This window comes from Lysinibacillus sp. Bpr_S20 (assembly GCF_023337835.1).
Classification (GTDB): domain Bacteria; phylum Bacillota; class Bacilli; order Bacillales_A; family Planococcaceae; genus Lysinibacillus.
On sequence record NZ_JALNLQ010000014.1, the window covers coordinates 22364 to 43086 of the forward strand.

At 39.9% G+C, this 20723-nt stretch carries 18 protein-coding genes and 1 other annotated feature; of the genes, 1 reads left to right on the forward strand and 17 read right to left on the reverse strand.

Going from position 1 to position 20723, the window contains the following annotated elements:
* Positions 1 to 69: 69 nt before the first annotated feature.
* Positions 70 to 1722: an FAD-binding dehydrogenase gene (locus MWJ95_RS22225; RefSeq protein WP_249076292.1), complete on the reverse strand. Its 1653-nt coding sequence runs from the start codon at positions 1720 to 1722 to the stop codon at positions 70 to 72.
* A gap of 376 nt (positions 1723 to 2098) precedes the next feature.
* Positions 2099 to 2341, forward strand: a binding site (T-box leader).
* Positions 2342 to 2498: 157 nt separating this feature from the next.
* Between MWJ95_RS22225 and serA the strand changes: the two genes are divergently transcribed.
* Positions 2499 to 4106 (forward strand): phosphoglycerate dehydrogenase, encoded by a 1608-nt coding sequence (gene serA, locus MWJ95_RS22230; RefSeq protein WP_249076293.1) that lies wholly within the window; start codon positions 2499 to 2501, stop codon positions 4104 to 4106.
* Positions 4107 to 4282: 176 nt separating this feature from the next.
* Here serA and MWJ95_RS22235 read toward each other — a convergent pair whose 3' ends face one another.
* The 16 genes from MWJ95_RS22235 to MWJ95_RS22310 all read right to left on the reverse strand — a co-directional run bounded on the left by MWJ95_RS22235 (position 4283) and on the right by MWJ95_RS22310 (position 20691).
* A complete protein-coding gene (locus MWJ95_RS22235; protein ID WP_249076294.1) occupies positions 4283 to 5758 on the reverse strand; it encodes an aldehyde dehydrogenase in 1476 nt (491 codons plus the stop codon).
* 15 nt (positions 5759 to 5773) lie between these two features.
* Positions 5774 to 5968, reverse strand: coding sequence for a 4-oxalocrotonate tautomerase (locus MWJ95_RS22240; protein WP_249076295.1), 195 nt, complete (start codon positions 5966 to 5968; stop codon positions 5774 to 5776).
* 17 nt (positions 5969 to 5985) lie between these two features.
* Complete coding sequence (locus MWJ95_RS22245) at positions 5986 to 6777, reverse strand: 2-keto-4-pentenoate hydratase (RefSeq protein ID WP_249107261.1); 792 nt, start codon at positions 6775 to 6777, stop codon at positions 5986 to 5988.
* A 17-nt stretch (positions 6778 to 6794) separates the two neighbouring features.
* Positions 6795 to 7808, reverse strand: a complete 1014-nt coding sequence (dmpG, locus tag MWJ95_RS22250; RefSeq protein ID WP_249107262.1) for a 4-hydroxy-2-oxovalerate aldolase — start codon at positions 7806 to 7808, stop codon at positions 6795 to 6797.
* Positions 7805 to 8707 carry an acetaldehyde dehydrogenase (acetylating) gene (locus tag MWJ95_RS22255; protein ID WP_249107263.1) on the reverse strand — a complete coding sequence of 301 codons (903 nt, stop codon included), beginning with the start codon at positions 8705 to 8707 and terminating at the stop codon, positions 7805 to 7807. The genes dmpG and MWJ95_RS22255 overlap by 4 nt, the downstream gene beginning before the upstream one ends.
* Before the next feature lie 2 nt (positions 8708 to 8709).
* Positions 8710 to 9498, reverse strand: a complete 789-nt coding sequence (locus MWJ95_RS22260) for a 2-keto-4-pentenoate hydratase (RefSeq protein ID WP_249076299.1) — start codon at positions 9496 to 9498, stop codon at positions 8710 to 8712.
* A gap of 10 nt (positions 9499 to 9508) precedes the next feature.
* Positions 9509 to 9988, reverse strand: coding sequence for a flavin reductase family protein (locus MWJ95_RS22265; RefSeq protein ID WP_249107264.1), 480 nt, complete (start codon positions 9986 to 9988; stop codon positions 9509 to 9511).
* 80 nt (positions 9989 to 10068) lie between these two features.
* Positions 10069 to 10281 (reverse strand): hypothetical protein, encoded by a 213-nt coding sequence (locus tag MWJ95_RS22270; RefSeq protein ID WP_249107265.1) that lies wholly within the window; start codon positions 10279 to 10281, stop codon positions 10069 to 10071.
* 152 nt (positions 10282 to 10433) lie between these two features.
* Complete coding sequence (locus MWJ95_RS22275) at positions 10434 to 11399, reverse strand: catechol 2,3-dioxygenase (protein ID WP_249076122.1); 966 nt, start codon at positions 11397 to 11399, stop codon at positions 10434 to 10436.
* Positions 11400 to 11421: 22 nt separating this feature from the next.
* Positions 11422 to 12963, reverse strand: coding sequence for a 4-hydroxyphenylacetate 3-hydroxylase N-terminal domain-containing protein (locus MWJ95_RS22280; RefSeq protein WP_249076121.1), 1542 nt, complete (start codon positions 12961 to 12963; stop codon positions 11422 to 11424).
* 171 nt (positions 12964 to 13134) lie between these two features.
* Complete coding sequence (locus MWJ95_RS22285) at positions 13135 to 14922, reverse strand: XylR N-terminal domain-containing protein (RefSeq protein WP_249107266.1); 1788 nt, start codon at positions 14920 to 14922, stop codon at positions 13135 to 13137.
* A 365-nt stretch (positions 14923 to 15287) separates the two neighbouring features.
* On the reverse strand, positions 15288 to 16076 hold the full coding sequence (locus tag MWJ95_RS22290) for an HAD family hydrolase (RefSeq protein ID WP_249076119.1): 789 nt from the start codon (positions 16074 to 16076) through the stop codon (positions 15288 to 15290).
* Positions 16077 to 16546: 470 nt separating this feature from the next.
* Positions 16547 to 16795, reverse strand: a complete 249-nt coding sequence (locus MWJ95_RS22295; RefSeq protein WP_249076118.1) for a DUF3006 domain-containing protein — start codon at positions 16793 to 16795, stop codon at positions 16547 to 16549.
* Positions 16782 to 17990 carry an MBL fold metallo-hydrolase gene (locus tag MWJ95_RS22300; protein ID WP_249107267.1) on the reverse strand — a complete coding sequence of 403 codons (1209 nt, stop codon included), beginning with the start codon at positions 17988 to 17990 and terminating at the stop codon, positions 16782 to 16784. The genes MWJ95_RS22295 and MWJ95_RS22300 overlap by 14 nt, the downstream gene beginning before the upstream one ends.
* A 214-nt stretch (positions 17991 to 18204) precedes the next feature.
* A complete protein-coding gene (locus MWJ95_RS22305; RefSeq protein WP_249076116.1) occupies positions 18205 to 19551 on the reverse strand; it encodes a GntP family permease in 1347 nt (448 codons plus the stop codon).
* Positions 19552 to 20691 (reverse strand): glycerate kinase, encoded by a 1140-nt coding sequence (locus tag MWJ95_RS22310; RefSeq protein ID WP_249076115.1) that lies wholly within the window; start codon positions 20689 to 20691, stop codon positions 19552 to 19554.
* Between the last annotated feature and the right edge of the window lie 32 nt (positions 20692 to 20723).

Sequence of the window (20723 nt, forward strand, 5' to 3'; positions counted from 1 at the left end):
TCACTTTTCCGGCTTACCCGAGCGATTTCCCTCTCTCTACGACTTGCTAAATCTCACCTAAATTTGTCTTCATTCCCCTTTTGCCAAGTATCGCCCTACCTGTCGACCACTAAATAAACAACCACCAACAAATGTCCCTTCTAATGCACGGTAACCATGTACACCGCCACCGCCAAAACCACTAACTTCCCCGGCTGCAAATAAACCTGGTACAGGCTGTCCATCCATTCCTAACACGGCACCATTCAAATTTGTCTGTAAGCCTCCTAATGTTTTTCGCGTTAAAATATTTAAGCGCACCGCGATAAGGGGCCAATTTTTTGGATCTAATATTTTATGGGGTTTGGCAACGCGTATAAATTTATCACCAACATAGTTTCTTGCTCCATGAATAGCATTAACCTGTAAGTCCTTCGTAAATTTATTGTCCATTTCACGATCCCTTGCTAAAATTTGATCTTTGATTTTGATAAAATCAAGAAGGTCATTGCCAGCCAACTTGTTCATTCCATCCACTAACTCCTTTAAATCATGTGCAACAACAAAATCTTCGCCATGATTTTTAAATGCCTGAATAGGACCTGGTGGCCCTGGCAAAACACGTTTCAGAACATCACTAATACTTTTATTGGTTAAATCAGGATTTTGTTCAGAGCCTGATAATGCAAATTCTTTTTCAATAATCTTTTCCGTTAAAATAAACCACGAGTAATCATAGCCTGTTTTTTGAATTGCTTCTAATGTGCTTAACGTATCAAAGCCAGGAAAATTAGGTGCTCCAAATCGATTTCCTTCTGCATCAAACCATAATGACGAAGGGCCAGGCAAAATTCTAATACCGTGATTTGGCCAAATAGGGTCCCAATTTTTCAAGCCTTCTGTATAATGCCACATGCGGTCTCGATTTACGATACGCCCACCAGCATGCTCAGCAATTCCTAGCATTCTTCCATCTACATAAGCAGGTACACCACTGACCATATTTTGAGGCGGTGTTCCAAGTCGCGCTGGCCAATTTTCTCTAATTAAATCTAAATTTGCACCTATTCCACCGCTTGCCACAATAACCGCTTCAGCTTCATAAGAAAATTCGTCAATACCTAGCCTAGAACTTTTTTCACCGCGGTTTGCATAGCTTTGAGCTAAAACTGTTCCACTAATTCCTGTAATTTTTCCATCTTGTTGAATAAACTCATCTACACGATGTCTTGGTTTAAAATCTATAAAACCATCCTTTATGGCCTTTTTCACTTTTTCAGCAAAAGGCTTAACAATACCTGGTCCAGTTCCCCAAACAATATGAAACCTAGGTACCGAATTTCCGTGGCCGCCTGCTAATGATCCCCCACGTTCTGCCCAACCGACGACCGGAAAAAACTTAATACCCATAGACTTTAACCAACTATATTTTTCACCAGCTGCAAAATCTACATAAGCTCTAGCCCATTTATACGCCCACGAATCTTCATCGTCTAGACGATCGAAGCCAGCTGTTCCTTGCCAATCCTGCCATGCAAGCTCTTTACTATCCTTAATACCAAGCCTTTTTTGCTCGGGTGAATTCACTAAAAATATACCACCAAAAGACCAGAATGCCTGTCCCCCCATTGAATTTTCAGGTTCTTGATCGACTAATAGAATTTTTTTCTTTGCATCCGCTAACTCACAGGCAGCTACTAACCCTGCCAGTCCTGCACCGACAATTGCTACATCATACATCATTCTATCCCCCCTAAAAATCAATCTTCCCTTACTTACATTCTTCTCAAATTGACGGTTTACCTTCTACACATCAAAATTTTGACGAAAATGTGACAAGAAAACAATGTTCGCTTTCCTCCACTAAACAAAGAAAGTTTCCAATGTATAATTTTCGACCTCTAATATTTGTTAAACGCCCATGTAATCTGACTTAACATATATCGATAGCGCTTTCATTGTCCTCCCTGTAAACACGAACTATAAATAACAAAAATGCATAAATAGTTCGTATTTAACTGTTTTGAAGACGTACTAAGTCATGAATTTTAATCTTTATCAGAATTATTATTGACAAAGGTGAACAATAAGGATTATGATGTTAACAATTAAATCACACGAAAATATAACGACGGAGACACGCTAGTCGCTAGAAAATCCAAAGAGAGCTGATGGTTGGTGTAAATCAGTGATTTCTACGATAATAGTTCCACTCCTGAATAGATAAGCCGAACATCTCCAAAGTAAGCTTATCCGTCACATGCACGTTACGCATATAGCTAAGACTGCTAGAATTCTTTCTTCAAGCAGTGATTAAGGGTGGTACCGCGAACCAATGTTTATTCAGCCTTTCGCCCCTTACAACACAATCTTTGTGTTTGTAAGGCGCGGAAGGCTTTTTTATTGTTTTATTTTTGAAAGGAGATTGTTTGTATGCTGTAAGATGTTTGTTTACAAAATTCAGACTGTTTCGTATATAAAGACCATTACCAATTTTAATTAAAAGGAGCTAATTACAAATGACTACTGCAACAAAAACAATTAACGTATTTATCGCTGACCCACTAAGTGAAGATGGTATTTTCCCACTACGACAAGAACAAGATTTAGACTTAAACATCATCGTTGATACTGGTCTTGCACCAGAAGAATTAATAGCCAAAATTGCGGATGTAGATGTTTTACTAGTACGCTCTCAAACAACGGTAACACGTGAAGTAATTGAAGCGGCTAAAAACTTAAAACTTATTGGACGTGCTGGAGTAGGTGTAGACAACATTGATCTAACTGCTGCTACTGAACACGGCATTATCGTTGTGAATGCACCAGACGGTAACACTAACTCTGCTGCTGAGCACACTATTGCCATGATGACTTCACTTGCTCGTCACATCCCACAAGCATTTAATACACTTAAAAATGGTAAATGGGATCGTAAATCTTATGTTGGGGTTGAGCTTAAAAATAAAACTCTAGGCGTTGTAGGCTTCGGGCGTATCGGTGTTGAAGTTGCTTATCGTGCAAAAGGCCAACGTATGAACGTTATGGCATACGATCCATTCCTAACGGATGAACGCGCAAAAGAGTTAGGCGTAACAAAATCAACAGTAGAAGAAATTTGTGCAAATGCAGATTTCATTACAGTACACACACCACTTCTTCCTGAGACACGCAACCTTATTAACAAAGAAAAATTCGCCATGATGAAAGAAGGCGTGCGTATCATTAACTGTGCACGTGGCGGTATTATCAATGAGGATGATTTATACGATGCAATCGTAGAAGGTAAAGTAGCTGGGGCAGCTCTTGACGTATTCGTATCTGAGCCAGCAACAGATCACAAGCTACTTACTTTACCACAAGTAATCGCGACACCTCACTTAGGTGCATCTACAATTGAAGCACAGGAGTCTGTAGCTGTTGACGTTTCAAACGACATCATTAAATTCTATAAAACAGGTACTGTTACGAACCCAGTAAACATGCCTTCTATTCCAAAAGAGTTACTTGCACAAGTCGAGCCTTTCTTTGAATTAGCTGAAAAACTAGGTTCATTCTTATCTCAACTGACTACTGAGCCTGTGAAAGAAATCAACTTATCTTATGCTGGTGAAGTAGCAAATTATGATGTACGTCCACTAACATCAAACGCGTTAAAAGGCTTACTAGCTAAAAACCACGGTAATCATGTGAATGATGTAAATGCTCGCTACCTATCTGAACGTATCGGCATGAAAATTAATGAGCATAAAACAACAACTGCTAAAGGCTTCACTAGCTTAATTACGATTGAAATTAAAACAGTAAACGAAACACATACAGTTGCTGGGACATTATTAAACGGTTTAGGCGCACGTATTGTGAAAGTAGAAGACTATGTTGTTGACGTTATTCCACAAGGCCACCTTCTTTACATTAAAAACACTGACAAACCAGGTGCAATCGGCCGCGTAGCAACAAAACTAGCAGAAAAAGATGTGAACATCGCAACAATGCAAGTAGGTCGTGCACAAGTTGGCGGTACAGCAGTCATGATGCTAACAATCGACAATACTGTAACAGAAGAAGACCTAACATTCGTTGCACAGCTTGAAAATATTGATGAAGTAAAAGCGATAAACCTATAATAATATATTGATTAGTGAGCAGAGAGGACAAATACTCTCTGCTTTTTTTAGACTCATTATCATAACGTAGGGTTGATTTCCGTCCCAGCTTGGGGGCTAGCTTTTTTAGACAAAAAATAAAAAAGTATCCCAGAAACATTTCTGAGATACTCTCCGAATTAGGCCAATGCTAGCCCTCACTTCAACGCTATACAAATATTTTTCGCTTCCGTGAAGAATTCTAAGCTATGGTGACCCCCTTCACGTCCTACGCCACTCTTTTTAAAGCCTCCAAACGGAGCACGTAAGTCACGCACAAACCAGCAATTTACCCAAATCGTTCCTGCACGTACATCATGTGAAATACGGTGTGCACGCTGTAAGTTTTCCGTCCAGACAACTGCATTTAAACCGTACTCTGTTCCATTTGCTATCGCCAGTGCCTCTTCCTCCGTATCAAACGGGATAATTGTCACAATAGGACCGAAAATCTCCTCTTGGCAAATACGGGCTTGTGGATTTTCTTGTAAATAGATGGTCGGTTGTAAATAATAACCTGTATTTAGATACGCTGGTAATTCAGGACGTTCACCACCATAAATAAGCGTAGAATTTTCATATTCAGCTATTCTTAAATAGCTTGTTACCTTATTATAATGTGCTTCACTTACAACTGGCCCCATATTCGTTTTTGAATCTTGAGGGTCACCAACGACTAATGCTGCAGCCGCTTCTTTAAAACGTGTTAGGAATTCATCTAAGATCGAACGTTGTACTAAAATACGTGATCCTGCTAGACAAACTTGACCGGAATTCATAAATGCTGCTTGAATCGATATCGGGATGGCTTTTTCTAAATTCGCATCTTCAAAAATAATGTTTGCTGCCTTACCACCTAATTCAAAGGAAACTTTTTTCAATGAATCAGCACCGTTTTTCATGATGGCTTTCCCTGTCGTTGTTTCTCCAGTGAAGGAAATTAAATCGACTTCAGGGTGTGTCGTCATAAATTCTCCTGCTGATTGTACCCCAAAGCCATGGACAACATTAACCACACCATCTGGAATACCCGCCTGTTGTGCAATTTCACCAAGTAACGATACGGTTAAAGGTGTAATTTCTGCAGGTTTTATAACCGCTGTATTCCCAGAAGCTAAACATGGACCAAGCTTCCATGTTGTTAGCATAAACGGCAAATTCCAAGGGGTAATTAACGCAGCAACGCCAACGGGCTCATAGCGCGTATAATTTAAATAAGCGTCATTCATCGGGTATACTTCGCCGCCTTGCTGTTCCATAAAATCAGCAAAAAACTTTAAATTTTCCGCGGCGCGAGGAATTTCACGTTCTAATGCTACTTGATAGGGCTTACCTACATCTAATGCTTCTAAGCGCGCTAACTCCTCTTTGCGTTCTAAAATAATCTCTGCCATCCGACGAATTTTCGCCAATCGCTCAGATAAAGGCATCGTACGCCATGGTCCTTCTTCAAAAGCTTGCCGTGCTGCTTCACACGCTCGATCCACATCTTCAAAACTCGCTTCATGGACTTGTGCAATAATCTCCTGAGTCGCAGGATTTTTCACCTCAAACACTGTTTGAGAAGAAGATTCTACATATTCCCCATTAATAAATAGCTTAACTACTTTCAATTTAGTTTGAGTATTTCCCATAGTAGACACTCCTTATTATTCATTTTGTCGACGTTGGACGGACTTCCCTGCAATTCCCCAATGAGTGCTTGGAATTTCATGTAAGCACACACGAACTGTTTCAAGCGGTGCATCTAAAACAGAAGACACGGTTTTACTTACTTCTTCAATTAACCGTTCCTTTTGTTCTGGTGTACGTCCTTCAATAAATGTTACTTGAATAATTGGCATTTCACCTTCCTCCTTCTCTATCGCTCTACTTCAACTGTTAACGACTCCATTCCGTCAAAGCTTACAGTAAAGCTATCCCCTGCATGCATTGTTGCGGCGCCTGTTAACGCACCACTTAACACAATATCTCCAGCTCGAATGTGTTGTCCTCGAGCGATTAATTTATTTGCCATCCATGCAATGGCACGTGCTGGATGCCCCATCACCGAGCCTGCTGTACTCGTCGCAAAAATTTCATCATTGTGCGTGAAAATACAGCCCATATTTACAAGATCCACTTCGTTCACCGCATACTTTTGTGAACCCAATATGTAACGCGAAGAAGAAGAGTTATCAGCAATTACATCTGGTAAAGTAAAATTGAAATTTAAATAACGACTATCGATAATTTCCATTGCAGGTGCAATATAATCCGTTGCTTTCAATACTTGCGCAACGGTTACAATTGGACCGCGTAAATCTTCTTTAAATACAAAGGCTATCTCTGGCTCAATTTTTGGATGAATTAAAGATTTTAAGGAAATCGGCAGCTGTGGGTTTAGCGCCATATTCGCCAACAACACGCCATAAGAAGGCTCATGTACACCCATCATTTGTTGTTTAGCCTTACTCGTTAAGCCAAGCTTTAACCCTGAAATGGTTGTTTGCTCATGCATACGCTTGAGTTCAATTAGTTTGTCTTGAATGTCATAAGCTGTTGCCACCGTCAGTTCTGGATACTGATCAACAAACTTCGTGACTTCTGATACATCTCGCTCCGCTTTATACAGCTCATACGCAATTTGATCTAGCGTATCGGTTTTCATCATGGCTCGTTCCTCCATTTCTAATTTACTGTCTGTGTAGGATTGGCTATCTTACGAGCAATCTCTGCAATTAAATCCTCTTGACCACCTACCGCTTTCATCTTGCCGAGCTCCAGTAAAATTTCACGTTCATCAACGTTGTATTTTTTTGCTGCTTCCTGCGTAAATAATAGAAAGCTAGAGTAGACACCAGCGTAGCCCATCATTAAACTAGAGCCTGTTATTTCTTGCGGGCGCGGCATAATTGGTGCAACTACTTCATTAGCAACATCGATTACACTATATAAATCAATCCCCGTTTCATAGCCGAGACGATCGAAAACAGCAACCATGACTTCTGTTTGTGCGTTGCCACTTCCCGCACCTAAAGAACGTAAACTACCATCCACATACGTAGCACCTGCTTCGACAGCAGCTATCGTATTTGCCATGGCAAGTGATAAATTATTATGCGCATGGAAACCAATTTCACAAGAAACATGTGACTTCAATGCGGCTACACGCTCCTTGACCTCATGAGGTAGCATGGCACCTGCTGAATCTGTCACATAAATAATTTCTGCACCGTAACGCTCAAATAACTTCGCTTGTTCTACTATTACAGACGTTGAAGCCATATGCGCCATCATTAAAAAGCCAACTGTTTTCAATCCTAGCTCACGGCTTAAGTAAATATGTTGTCCCGCAACATCAGCCTCAGTAACATGCGTTGCCACCCGAGCCATTTTAGCTCCTGCCTTCACTGCATTTTTCAAATCTTCCTTTACACCTATACCAGGTAAAATCAAGACCGAAATCGCCGAATCACCACATTCTTCTCGTGCCGCCTCGATTAATTTCAGTTCATCCACTTTTGAAAAGCCGTACTGTAGAGAAGAGCCCCCTAATCCATCTCCATGTGATACCTCAAAATATTTCACCTTTGCTTTCCTTAGACCATGAGCTACATCTCTCACTTGCTGTTCTGTAAATGCATGGCGCATTGAATGACTACCATCACGCAATGTGACATCTAAAACTGTTAATTTTGTCATTTACTCACCTCCGCTTCGTTCGCCCTCACTATTTCATGATACTGTTTAGCAATTTCATTCCCTACTTGTACTGCTGCAGCCGTCATAATATCGAGATTTCCTGAATAGGTTGGGAAAAAATCTCCCGCTCCCTCTACCTCTAAAAAGATCGATACTTGTTTACCATTAAAAATAGGAGCGCTCGTCATGCGATAGCCAGGTACATATTGCTGAACAGCTAGCACTATATCTTCAATTGCTTTGATAATTTCTTGTTCCTTATCCCCTTCATTCACTAAAACATGCACAGTATCACGCATCATAATCGGCGGATCAGCTGGGTTTAAAATAATAATGGCCTTTCCCCTATTCGCTCCGCCTACGTCCTCTATTGCATTGGCTGTTGTTCGTGTAAATTCATCAATATTTGCCCTTGTACCAGGTCCTGCACTTTTACTTGCTACCGTTGCAACGATTTCCGCATAGTCAACATCAGCTACTTGATTAATAGCATAGACAATTGGAATAGTCGCTTGGCCACCACATGTCACCATATTGACGTTATCGGCCGTCGCGAATTTTTCCAAATTAGCACACGGTACTACGAAAGGGCCAATAGCAGCTGGTGTTAAATCAATGATCTTTTTGCCAAGAGCAAGCACTCTCTCACTGTGCATAGAATGCGCCTTTGCCGTTGTAGCATCGAACACAATATCAAAAAGCTCAGGGCATGCCACTAGGCCATCTATTCCGTTCGTGATTGTCTGATAGCCACGAGCCTTTGCACGTTGAATTCCCTCAGAATCAGGGTCAATTCCTACCATGACACTCATTGTTAAGTAATCACTACGCTCAATTTTGTACATTAAATCTGTACCGATATTACCGGAGCCTAAAATCGCAACTTTCAACTTTGCCATCTTCAATTCTCCTCCTTCAGCCTAAACGTAGCGGACACAGTACCTAGATGGGCAAACTCTGCCGTAAACGTATCTCCATCCTCAATTGTGACCGCAGCTGTTAATGCGCCTGCTAACACAAATTCACCCGCCTGCAAACCGATATTATATTTACTAAGTTTATTGGCTAACCATGCAACTGCAAGCAATGGATCACCCATAACAGCAGCTGCGGCTGCACTATCAAACAATTCACCATCGCGGTAAACATTCATGCCAATATGCGGTAAGTCTATATCTTGCAATTTAGTAGGTGTCCCTCCGATAATGACCATGGCGGAAGAACCATTGTCTGCGACTGTATCTTCAAAACGAATTTTCCAATCCGCTATGCGACTATCTATTACTTCTAGTGCAGGGACAATGTAATCTGTCGCCTCAATGACATCCTCCACTGTAATATTTGGTCCATATAAGTTCTTCTTCAAAACAAACGCAATCTCAAATTCCAACTTTGGTTGAATGAAATGATTGAGTGAGATTGTGGCACCGTCGACTTCCACCATATCCGATAAAATATGACCGTAGTCTGGCTCTGAAACTTTAAATTGCTGTTGCATCGCTTTACTCGTTAAACCAATCTTTTTGCCGACAATCCGCTTCCCCTCTTGTTGCTTCGAAGCAATTTGAAGTAATTGAATAGCATAAGCATCATCTGCCGTTATGTCTGGAACAATAGATGATAGTGGCTCGATCGGTTGCTTCGTTGCCTCAGCCACCTGTAATTTCTCTGCATAAAGTTGTCTGTCCATACCTAACCTCCTAGACCTGTAGCGTTGTTTCTGCTGACAATGCACCGTACTGTCCATTAAAGAATAGCAATGGATCCCCGTCTTCTAGATGAATGTTTTTCACTCGTCCGATAAATAATGTATGATCACCTTCTATATATGTGTTTGCTACCTCACAACTTACTTGTGCAATAGCGCCTTCAATTGTAGGTGCACCTTGTAAATCACCGAATGTTACATGACGCTTTTCTTTGATTTGTCCAGCAAATATCATCGATAACTCTTGCTGCTCCGCTGATAAAAAATTGACCGTAAATGTTCCACTTTGTTGGATATGCTTCAGCATAGAAGCTTTTTCACCGATAGAGATAACCACTAATTTTGGATCAAGTGAAACAGACATGAACGCATTCGCAGTCATGCCATGGATACTGCCATTTACATTTGTTGTAATGACTGTTACACCCGTTGCAAATTTCCCCATCGCATTTCTAAACAGACGATCCTCCATTACATAACCCCCTCATAATATAGTGCTGTCTCAAATACTATGAAGTAGTATTTAAGACAGCGATTTGGATATTTTTACAATTAAACTACTACTGGCTTATTCATCCCCAAAAGTTCGCGATGATATTTGTTAAAACATATGCCATGTATACAAATTGATTGGAGTGGAGACTGGGCGACTCCTTGGGGATCAGCGATAGGGGAACGAAGGCTAAGAACATCACATCCTGTGATAACGCCTTCGTGACCAACATCCTGCTGCTGCCGCTGCGTTAACACTACGCTTTCGCGCAAAAAACATCTGTTGCCCCGAGACCCTGCAGCGAAGCGAAGCGGCTCATCGGACGCCCCCAGGAAGCTCTGCTCTGCGCGAAAGCGAAGCGTCAGCGGCAAAGCGCCCAGTCGGAACGGAAATCACCCCTACGTTATAATGACCCTACTACTGTTTATTTCACTGGAACTTTTACCGCTCGATCTGGGGTACCATATAAGAAATATTCATTAGGTAATGGAGAGCCATACCAAACAATCGCTTCTTCTAACTCATTTTCACGCCATGTTATTGGCTTCCAATCAGGATCGAAAATTAGGTAACCTGAATCGCCAAATAATTCTACTCGGTTGCCACCAGGCTCCATCACGTACATGAAGTACGCTTGACTCACTCCATGCTTTCCTGGCCCAGCTTCTATTTGAATACCGTTTTCCACAAAAATATCTGCTGTATCCATTAGATGCTGTGGATAGCCGTACCAAAATGCAATATGATGGAAGCGGCCACTATTGCCAGTTTGATCGTTCATTAACGCTACCTCATGTACAAGTGGGCTAACACTCATCCATGCACCAATTTCTTCATCATTGTTTAAAACGATTTGCTCACGTAATTTGAAGCCTAAATGCTCGGACATAAACTCACGGTTTTTCGCCACGTCCCTACACATTAAGTTGATATGATCTAAACGACGCGCTGGAACACCCATTAATGGACGCTTTTGTGGACGACTTTTTAACAATGTTTTTTGATCTTCAGCTGGTTGGAAATAATCTACTTCCCATAAAATTTCTTGATTGTGTCCATCTGGTGTGACGAATTGGTAGGCACGACCATGACCCAAATCACCATCAATCCAGCCTTTTCCGTAACCACTTTTTTCTAAAGATGCGACACGGCGCTCTAATGCTTCAGGTGAACTTGCTCGCCATGCAGAATGGCCAAGCCCAGCCTCTTTTCCTTCCGTAAGCTTTAATGTATGATGATAAAAATCTTCATAGCCTCGTAAATAAACTGATTGCCCCTCGCGTGCAGTAATTTGTAATCCCATATAATCCGTAAAGAACTTTAAAGATTCCTCTGGCTTTGGTGTAAAAAGCTCCACATGCGCTAATTGTGCTACATCAAAATTTGACATCCAACATTCCCCCTAATTGTTTTCAGTATTTATTTGCAAAATAATTCACATCATCTGGGTTAACCCACGTAGGGTCTGTCCACCCCGTTAAATCGTAATCTGCCATACATTGCTCAGCAAACGCGATAAATTCATCTATTTTACCGCTACCTTGTGCACCGAATAATGTTTGTAATCGAATATCTTCATGATTTCCAGCATAATTACGTTCATATAATTCACTACGGCCGCCAAATTCAGTACCAATCGCATCCCAAAGTAGCTTAATTGTTTTAATTTTTTCAAGTGCTTCAATACCATTTGAACCACGGTAAAGCTTATCTAATGTCGGACGGAATTCTTCATTTAAAAAATCCCTTGCACTAGATGGTTGGACGATTAAATTCCCCGCTACAATCTGCTGAATGATACCTTTAATCTTTGGCCAACCTTCCTGTAAAAATACACGGTAGGCTAATCCGCCATTTAAATTCGGAACAACAGTGCCATTTTCTTTTTTCTCAGGATTCAGTGCCATAGCATCACTTAATGACCAGAACATATGACGCCAAGCTATAATTTCACCAATATGCACCTGTACACCACGGAATTGATCAGTGCCCGCTGTTTTCAATGCTTTCAATAAGACACCAATAATAAAATCTAATTTCACCGCTAAGCGTGTGACACCTTGGAAAGTAAAACGATTAATGAAACCGCTTTCTACAAAGAATGAAGTTGTTTTTTGCATATCTTCATAAATTAAAATATTTTCCCACGGGATAAGTGCTTGCTCAAACACAAGGACCGCATCATTTTCATCGAAACGACTACTTAGCGGGTAATCGAATGGACTCCCCATAACTGCAGACGTCATTTCATACGAAGCACGACTAATAAGCTTCACACCGGGTGCATCCATTGGTGCAATAAAGACAACAGCAAATTTTTTATCTTTAATCGGTAATCCATACGTACCAACAAAATTGTAATTAGTAATAGCTGATCCTGTAGCCACCATCTTTGAGCCACTAATAATCAGGCCTTCGTCAGTTTCACGCTCTACTTGGATAAAAACATCTCCTACTTCATGGACATCTTTATGTCGATCAACAGGTGGATTCACAATTGCATGATTAAAGAACCAATTTCGTTCTTGCGATTCTTTATACCAACGCTTTGCATTTTCCTGGTAAGGTGAATAATATTCAGGATTCCCTCCAAGTGTTGCAAGGAATGAAGCTTTATAGTCTGGTGTCCGCCCCATCTGCCCATATGTAAGACGGGCCCAAGCAACAATAGCATCTCGTCCTTTAATTAAATCATCCGCGCTACGTGCTGCCCGGAAATAACTATGCGTATAACCTCCACTACCCGTATCCGTTTCACAAGTTAAAATATCTTTGTACTTTGGGTCATGCATGGCATCATATAAACGCGAAATCGATCGTGCCGAATTTCGAAAAGCCGGATGGGTCGTGACATCCTTCACACGTTCACCATGTAACCAAATTTCCCGGCTATCCTTTAAACTTTCTAAATATTCCTGCCCTGTCAATGGCTTCGTACCTTGCTTTACAACCATTCGCTTCCCTCCTACAATTATTTTTTCTTGTTTGACATGTCTATTTAACTGTATTACTTTTTCAATTTTTAGATAATTTACAAAAAGTATAGTATTCTGTTTCTTTTCTTTAAAATTTGAAAGGAATTTACGCAGAAAATAGAAAAAAGCCAGCAGATCCGCTGACTTTCCCTATTTTTTATTTTCTAGCGCTTTCATTACATAAAAGATTTTCAAGGCTAACTGGCATCGGAAACGTCCATCTCCTGTCCGCAAATCTTCTTGCAATAAAGATTCAATTTTTTCCATTCGATAACGAAAGCCAGGAATTGATAGATTCAAAGCCTTCGCTGTTTTATTGACATTCCCACTGTGGTTTAGAAATACCTCTAACGTATAGACAAGTGTTGCATTATTTTGCTCATCATAACTTAATAGATGGCCAAGTATCTCTTCATAAAACTGTAAAAGCTCCTTTGGGTTTGTCGTCTTTAAAAATAACATAATGTGCTGAAAGTTTTCGTAAATAGCCGATTGAGTCTGACCAGGAGCTGCATATCGTAAAAATTGACAAATCAGTCTTGCCTCGTTGTGACTGTTGCCAATTTCCTCTAACTTCTCAGCATTTTTCCCTACACCAATTTGAAATATAGATTGTTTGAATCTCTCTTTTAAACGTTTCGATAATACGCTAATAAAGTCCGACATAAATTCGGTATTTTTCTCACAATCCTCTAGAATAAGGAGGACATCTTGATTTTTAATAAAGCACTCCACATTTAAATACTCTGTCATTAAAAAGCTGTGCAAAATCTCTGGGTCCTCATGCTCAGTTGTTATGACAATTACCCGATTGTTTTTACTCGGATCAAAATGGAAAATACTACGAGCCTTTTTAATGAGTTCCTCTGTGGAAGATTGTCTATTCATGATTTCATCTAAAAAATCAGACTTTCGTTGCCACTGTGATTGAGCAATTTGCATCTGTGTATATAAATAAATGGAGAAGACTGTTACAGCGCGCTCAATAATCATTTCCTGCTCGCGCGTTAGCTTATTATGGCTAAGAATCACTAAAGCCCCCAATTGTTTTTTCATGGTCAAAATCTCATACTCATGTCGAAACTCTTTTCTCTTACGACTTCCCTCTATATAAAGTTGCTCATCATCCTTATGCATAAAATAGTAGCCAATAGGCTTCATTAAATATCTACGTTCTATTGTGACACTGCATTGCAAAGCATCACTTAAAAGATGTAAAAGTTGATTCAACGTATAGCCTTCTAGCATAGCATGTGTCATTTGTTTATGGATGGTGTCAGAATGGAGGATAGAATTATTCAATGTTTTTAACTCATTATACGTAGCATCTAATTCGTCAGCTAAGGAAGTTTCTTGAAAATATCGTAATATATCTAATTGCTTTGCTGTAGCATGCTCCTTTGTTCGAACGACAAATTTACAATAGTCATCGCATTTGCCACGACATTTTTCTTCAAATACGACAAGCTCCTTTGGATAGGTTTTTGCTAGAAAACCTGCTACATAGCCGATCAATGTCCAACATACACTTTCGTCGCTAAAGCCAAAATGGCGGACATGCTCCTCCGCCTCGTATGAATTGAACCACCTGCCTCCCATTTCAAATTTATCATCGCTTATTTCCAATACATCAATTTCTACACTAACAACACCCTCTAATGTATGGATCGCCGCGCCAGCTCTTATTAACTCTTTTAACTCTTTCCAATGGTACATCTTCTCAATCGAGCCACCAGCACTATAACCGCATGCCCAACCATAACGTAATAAAAAGCCTTTAGCTCGCTCCATATTCAAAGTTTGAATGATGTCACGCCTAAAAAACCCAAGTGCCTCAGCTGATTTTAAAATCATTCGATTCCCATTGAACTTGATGATGCCTGAACGAGGATTAATATCAATTGAATTTTCAAACACTAAACGATTTGCTTTCATCATATACACCCCTTAACATAAAGTCCTATATATTTTTCTTACAATAGCAAGGCTTGTACATTTTCTTCAAATCGAACTCACTAGATTGAAAGTATTTACTTTTATATTCAATAATAGTATAAATTATATTTTCTGATAATTCACTCAATCGAATAACAAAATGTTTCGACATTTCCCTTCGATAAAAACAAAAAATGTACTGATTCTTTGATGAATCAGTACATTTTAGACTATAGACAGACACCCTATTTAGCATTTCACGAAGAGCAGTAAGCCTGTCTCATATAGTATTTTAATTATAACTATCAACCAGCCTGTCTTCTCATAACTAATGATGTTTATTGTTACGCATTAAAATTTATTTTAGCTTATAGCTTATTTACAAGTTCTAATAATGCCGTTAAAGAATCGACCTCGTATGATGGCGTGACAACACCATTTGGTACATTGTTTTCACGATTGATCCAAACGTTGCGCATACCAACACGGGATGAGCCTAAAATATCCGTGTTTAAGTTATCTCCAACCATGATTGCATCGTCTGCAGTAATACCGGCTTTCTCCATTACATGTTCGAAAATAGAGGCATCTGGTTTCCCTTTGCCAAAGTCCCCAGAGATAATAATATGGTCAAAATAAGGCGCGATTTCTGGTGTAATTTCTAGCTTTAAATTTTGTAAACTTGGTGCTCCATTTGTTAGTAATACAAGTTGATACTTTCCTTTCAGCTTATCTAGCACCTCAAAAGTATCTTCATATAAGAATGGAGATACTTTACGCTCTGCCACAAAGCGCTCCCCAAGCTCCGCCCCTAGCTGAGTATCATCAATACCTAAAGCTGCTAAGCCTTTTGTCCATGCTTCTGTACGATAACTCGGTACAATATTTTTCATTTTTTGAAAAGAATCTGTTGGATCATCGAATGTTCCCCAAAGTCCTTCGAATGGGTTAATGCCAATTAACACCGTGTAATCATATGTTTCATAGCCTTCGTAAAGTGCACGTGCTTCTTTACGTACCGCTTCCTCTAGCTCAGCAGGATTTACATTATGTATCGTTGCTGCATATTCACACGTTTTCTCAAATGCTGTTTTAACGGATTTTTTGTCCCATAATAGCGTATCATCTAAATCAAAAATAATGGTATTAATTGACATTTTGTCAGCTCCTAGCTTCCTATTAGTATAATTATTTTAGCATATATTCAAAATATTTAGCATAGCGTTTCAGATATTTTCGTGTTCAATTTGGCCAGTAAAAAAAGGCTCATCACCACAGCGTAGGGTTGATTTCCGTTACGGCTGGGTGCTTTGCCGCTGACGCTTCGCTTTCGCGCAGAGCAGAGCTTCCTGGGGGCGTCCGATGAGCCTCTTCACTCGCTTTGCTCGCTCCAGGGTCTCGGGCCAACAGATGTCTTTTGCGCGAAAGCGTGAGTGCAACGTAGCGGCAGCAGCAGGAGGTTGGTCACGAAGGCGTTATCACAGGATGTGATGCTCTTAGCCTTCGTTCCCCTATCGCTGATCCCCAAGGAGTCACCCAGCCTCACTCCAATCAACCTATATATGGCATACACTTTAGCAAATTCCGTCTCCACCTTCTAGTGATGAGCCTCTCCTTCATTCTAAAGCTATTGATTTTTCCTACGCAATCTATCCATTAAACTTTGTATTTCGGCTTTTTTCTGCTCAGTTTCTTCTTTTAAAATTTCTATTTGGTAGATGCCATCAATTTCTTCAATTAGCACGCGATCGCCTACCTGTACTGGTTTATTCATGGCAGACTGTAAAATGATTAGCTGTTCCTCTTCCTCTGGGTACTTCAAGAAAACTGCATATCCATCTTCAATACGGTCTAATGTGTATTTAGTCGAGCTCACTTACAATGTCCCCTTTCGTATTACGTAATTGCGCAGCATCCCCATCATTCAGCCAAATTTGCTTATTTGTCCACTTTAAATAATTTTGACCTTCTCGAGCATTGGAGCCGCTTGTGACATAAATCGTTTTTCCTGGCTGCAATGTCACATTCGGAAAGTTAAAAACTTGATCTCCTTCAATCGAAATAAGCTGCCAACCTTTTAAGGACACTGCTTCATTACCATTATTTTTAATACCTACAATTTCGTCTATTAAGTCCTTACTAACAATCTCAACATTTGCACTAGTTGTTTTTGGTTTTGCGATATTCGTACTAGTTACTTGTGATGTTGAGGCATTTGTTCCTGACATTTCTTTCGAATTCACGTCATAGTTTACCCCATCTGTTGATACGATAACAGTTCCCGCTTCTGCCGTAGCGTAAATTTTACTGCCAATTGCCTGCAAACGCTCCACTACTTCAGCATGCGGATGGCCGTACTTATTTCCCTCTCCATAGCTTAAAATTGCTACCTCCGGATGGACTGCTTGAACGAACTCCACAGAGCTACTCGTGTTAGAGCCATGATGTCCTGCCTTTAAAATCGTTGCTTTCACATCGTACTTCATCATTTCTTTTTCTAACGCTATTCCTGCGTCAGCTGTTAATAAAAATGATACATTTCCATAGGCAATTTTTAAGACAATGGAAGCATCATTATTATCTCTTGCATTTTCATTGGCGTTTAACACCTTCACTTTAATATCATCATCAAACGCTATACTGTCACCTGTTTTTGGAACATTATAAGGGATATTCTTCGTGTCAATAAGTGTCAGCATTTCTTCAAAAGTTTGAGATGTATGTACCTTCCCTGAATCATAAAATTGTCCAATATCTATCGAATTTAACACAGGAATCAAACCACCAATATGATCTGCATCTGGATGGGTGGCGACCACTATATCGAGCTTGTTCACACCAAGCTCTTTCAAATAGGAAACAACCTGTTGTCCAGCTCCTTTAACGCCTCCATCAACAAGCATTGTCTTGCCATTTGGCGATTCAATAAAAATCGAATCTCCTTGTCCTACATCAATAAAATGTACGCGCATTTCATGTCCTGCAGTGACGGATACCTTCTCTGAATTTAATGCCTCCGTACAGCCTGCTAATAAAAAAATACAAAGGAGCACTACTATTATTTTTTTCATTTACTAACTTCCTTTCTATTTTTCTATTATACAAAAAAGAGAGCTAACCATGGGCTGCTCTCGTTCTCTAATCAATTATGTCTCAGTGCAAGTGAAATACTGCTTTGTACTTGCACATTAGGACACCTGCTGAAGATTCACCCCATACCTACAGAGATGAGAAACTTCTGAAACTGACGCTATGCTTTCGCTCATAAACATCTGCTGAAAGAAGTTAAACTAAAATCCACCATAAGATCATTGTTATGACAATAGTGACTAGCCCTTGTAGTAAAGTTGCTACTGTTTGCGCTTTGTAGGCTTGCGTCACTTCCATTCCACTATACTGTGTAATGACCCAGAAGAAACTATCATTGACATGGCTAACTGTCATTGCCCCAGCTCCTATCGCCATGACAACTAATGCTAACGGTATCGCTCCCCCAATTCCAAGTGTGGCTAGCATTGGTGCTACAAGTGTAGATGTAATAACAAGCGCTGTCGTTGAAGACCCTTGAGCTGTTTTCAGTGCTGCAGCTACGATAAATGGTACAATGAGAAATAGGCTTCCTGAAGCAAACATACCTAAATCCATTTCCTGTAGTATTTCCCCAACACCAGCATTTTTTATTACTGTACCAAATGAACCACCTGCTCCAGTAATTAATAAAATAGGAGCTGCTTCTTTTAAGCTTTCACCAATCCAACCAGTTAACGTATTTTCACCAATTTCTGGTAATAATAAAAACGCTGCTAAAACACCTAAAAATAAAGCAACTGTTGGAGATCCTAGAAATCTGAAAATCACATTTAATGTTGACTCTGGATCACCTACTAATGCAGCAATCGAACCAATGCCAATTAATACGATAGGTAGTACAATAGGTAAAAATGCTTTAAACGTTGATGGCATTTTACCAAAGGATTTTACGACTTCCTCATAATCTAATGCTTCTAATTCATCTTCTGGTACGCGAATTTTTGTCGCTACTTTAACCGACCATAAATACCCTACAAATGTTGCTGGGATTGCTACTATCAACCCGATAACAATAACTGTTCCTAAATAATCTGTCGCACCAATATTTCCAGCTGCAGCAATTGGCCCTGGTGTTGGAGGTACTAATACATGTGTAGCGAAAAGTCCTGTCGCTAAAGCTACAGCCATCGAAGCGATTGTTACATTAGCACGCTTAGCTAAAGATTTCTGTAAGCTCGATAAAATAATAAAGCCTGAATCACAAAAGACTGGGATTGAGACGATATAACCGATTAATGACATTGCTAGTTGAGGACGCTTTGGACCAACAACTCGTAATACCACTTCTGCCATTCGATAAGCTGCCCCTGATTTTTCTAATATTAAACCAATTATTGTACCTGCTATAATAACTAAACCAATACTTGTCATTAACCCACCAAAGCCGGTGTTAATGCTTTCAACCACTACTAATAAAGGCATCCCCGAAACAATTCCAACAAAGAATGCGCTTATTAATAATGCCAAAAACGGATGAAGCTTTAACTTCGCTGTTCCCAATACAACAAACAGTACCCCAATTAAAATAATGATGAACAACATTTACTCATCCCCCATTTGTACGTAATCCTCAAAAATCTTTTTTGTTTTTAGACGAATAAATTCATACGGCTTTAGCATTGCCTGCTGAACACTAATCTTCTCATCTACTAATGACTCAACAACAGTAAAGTAGTTAAGTAGCACAGGTTTATCAATTTCATCAATAGCACCCGATAATAAAATGGCCTGTGTGTTTGCTAATTTTGCTGCCTTCGCTACCCCTAATGGCGCCTTTCCATGCAATGTTTGTCGATCTGATTTGCCTTCACCCGTAATAACAAACCTAGCACTTTCTAAATGCTTTTTTAGCTGTACTGCATCTATCACAATATCAATACCCGCATGAAAGCTACCGTTTAAAAAGGCTACTAATGCACCTCCCATTCCCCCTGCCGCACCCGCCCCTTTGAAGTCATGTAGTCGAATGCTAAACTGTTTTTCAACAATATCCGCAAACTGCTTTAAGCAGCTATCAAAACAAGCTATTTGGTGCTCTTTTACACCTTTTTGAGGCCCAAAAATAGCGGTTGCCCCGCAATCTCCAATAAGTGGATTATCTACATCACATGCAATAATAAATTGCGTTTCATTCAATCTAGCGTCTAGCTGGCTAACATCAATGAAAGACAATTCTAATAATGATGACACCCCCTCAGAAATTAAAGTGCCGTCTTCTTTTTTTAATTGGAGTCCAAGTGCCTTTAACATACCTACACCAGCATCATTTGTAGCACTGCCTCCAATTCCAATAATAAACTTTCTAAATCCTGCATCGAGCGCAGCCTTGATTAGCTGTCCTGTTCCATACGTCGATGCAAGCTCAGGATTTTTTTCTTCATCCTGTAAGAGCATAACACCGGATGCCTTAGCCATTTCAATTACACATGTTACATTATCACCAAGTACACCATATCTCGCTTCAATTTCTCTCCCCAATGGGTCAAGTACATATTGTGAAATATATCGTCCATCTGTTGAGGTAACAAGTGATTCGAGTGTTCCTTCTCCACCGTCTGCAACAGGAAGAATAATTGTTTCAATCGATTGATCAACATCCATGATTCCTGCCTGCATTGCATTAGCCACCTCAATAGCCGACAAAGTGCCCTTATAGGAATCTGGACTAATAACAACTTTCATTTTATACCTCCATAATTCTTTCTATAACCCTA

Bases quoted from the DNA above. Each gene is read 5' to 3' on its own strand.
- MWJ95_RS22225 (WP_249076292.1), bottom strand. From the start codon at position 1,722: ATGATGTATGATGTAGCAATTGTCGGTGCAGGACTGGCAGGGTTAGTA.
- serA (WP_249076293.1), top strand. From the start codon at position 2,499: ATGACTACTGCAACAAAAACAATTAACGTATTTATCGCTGACCCACTA.
- MWJ95_RS22235 (WP_249076294.1), bottom strand. From the start codon at position 5,758: ATGGGAAATACTCAAACTAAATTGAAAGTAGTTAAGCTATTTATTAAT.
- MWJ95_RS22240 (WP_249076295.1), bottom strand. From the start codon at position 5,968: ATGCCAATTATTCAAGTAACATTTATTGAAGGACGTACACCAGAACAA.
- MWJ95_RS22245 (WP_249107261.1), bottom strand. From the start codon at position 6,777: ATGATGAAAACCGATACGCTAGATCAAATTGCGTATGAGCTGTATAAA.
- dmpG (WP_249107262.1), bottom strand. From the start codon at position 7,808: ATGACAAAATTAACAGTTTTAGATGTCACATTGCGTGATGGTAGTCAT.
- MWJ95_RS22255 (WP_249107263.1), bottom strand. From the start codon at position 8,707: ATGGCAAAGTTGAAAGTTGCGATTTTAGGCTCCGGTAATATCGGTACA.
- MWJ95_RS22260 (WP_249076299.1), bottom strand. From the start codon at position 9,498: ATGGACAGACAACTTTATGCAGAGAAATTACAGGTGGCTGAGGCAACG.
- MWJ95_RS22265 (WP_249107264.1), bottom strand. From the start codon at position 9,988: ATGGAGGATCGTCTGTTTAGAAATGCGATGGGGAAATTTGCAACGGGT.
- MWJ95_RS22275 (WP_249076122.1), bottom strand. From the start codon at position 11,399: ATGTCAAATTTTGATGTAGCACAATTAGCGCATGTGGAGCTTTTTACA.
- MWJ95_RS22280 (WP_249076121.1), bottom strand. From the start codon at position 12,963: ATGGTTGTAAAGCAAGGTACGAAGCCATTGACAGGGCAGGAATATTTA.
- MWJ95_RS22285 (WP_249107266.1), bottom strand. From the start codon at position 14,922: ATGATGAAAGCAAATCGTTTAGTGTTTGAAAATTCAATTGATATTAAT.
- MWJ95_RS22290 (WP_249076119.1), bottom strand. From the start codon at position 16,076: ATGTCAATTAATACCATTATTTTTGATTTAGATGATACGCTATTATGG.
- MWJ95_RS22300 (WP_249107267.1), bottom strand. From the start codon at position 17,990: ATGAAAAAAATAATAGTAGTGCTCCTTTGTATTTTTTTATTAGCAGGC.
- MWJ95_RS22305 (WP_249076116.1), bottom strand. From the start codon at position 19,551: ATGTTGTTCATCATTATTTTAATTGGGGTACTGTTTGTTGTATTGGGA.
- MWJ95_RS22310 (WP_249076115.1), bottom strand. From the start codon at position 20,691: ATGAAAGTTGTTATTAGTCCAGATTCCTATAAGGGCACTTTGTCGGCT.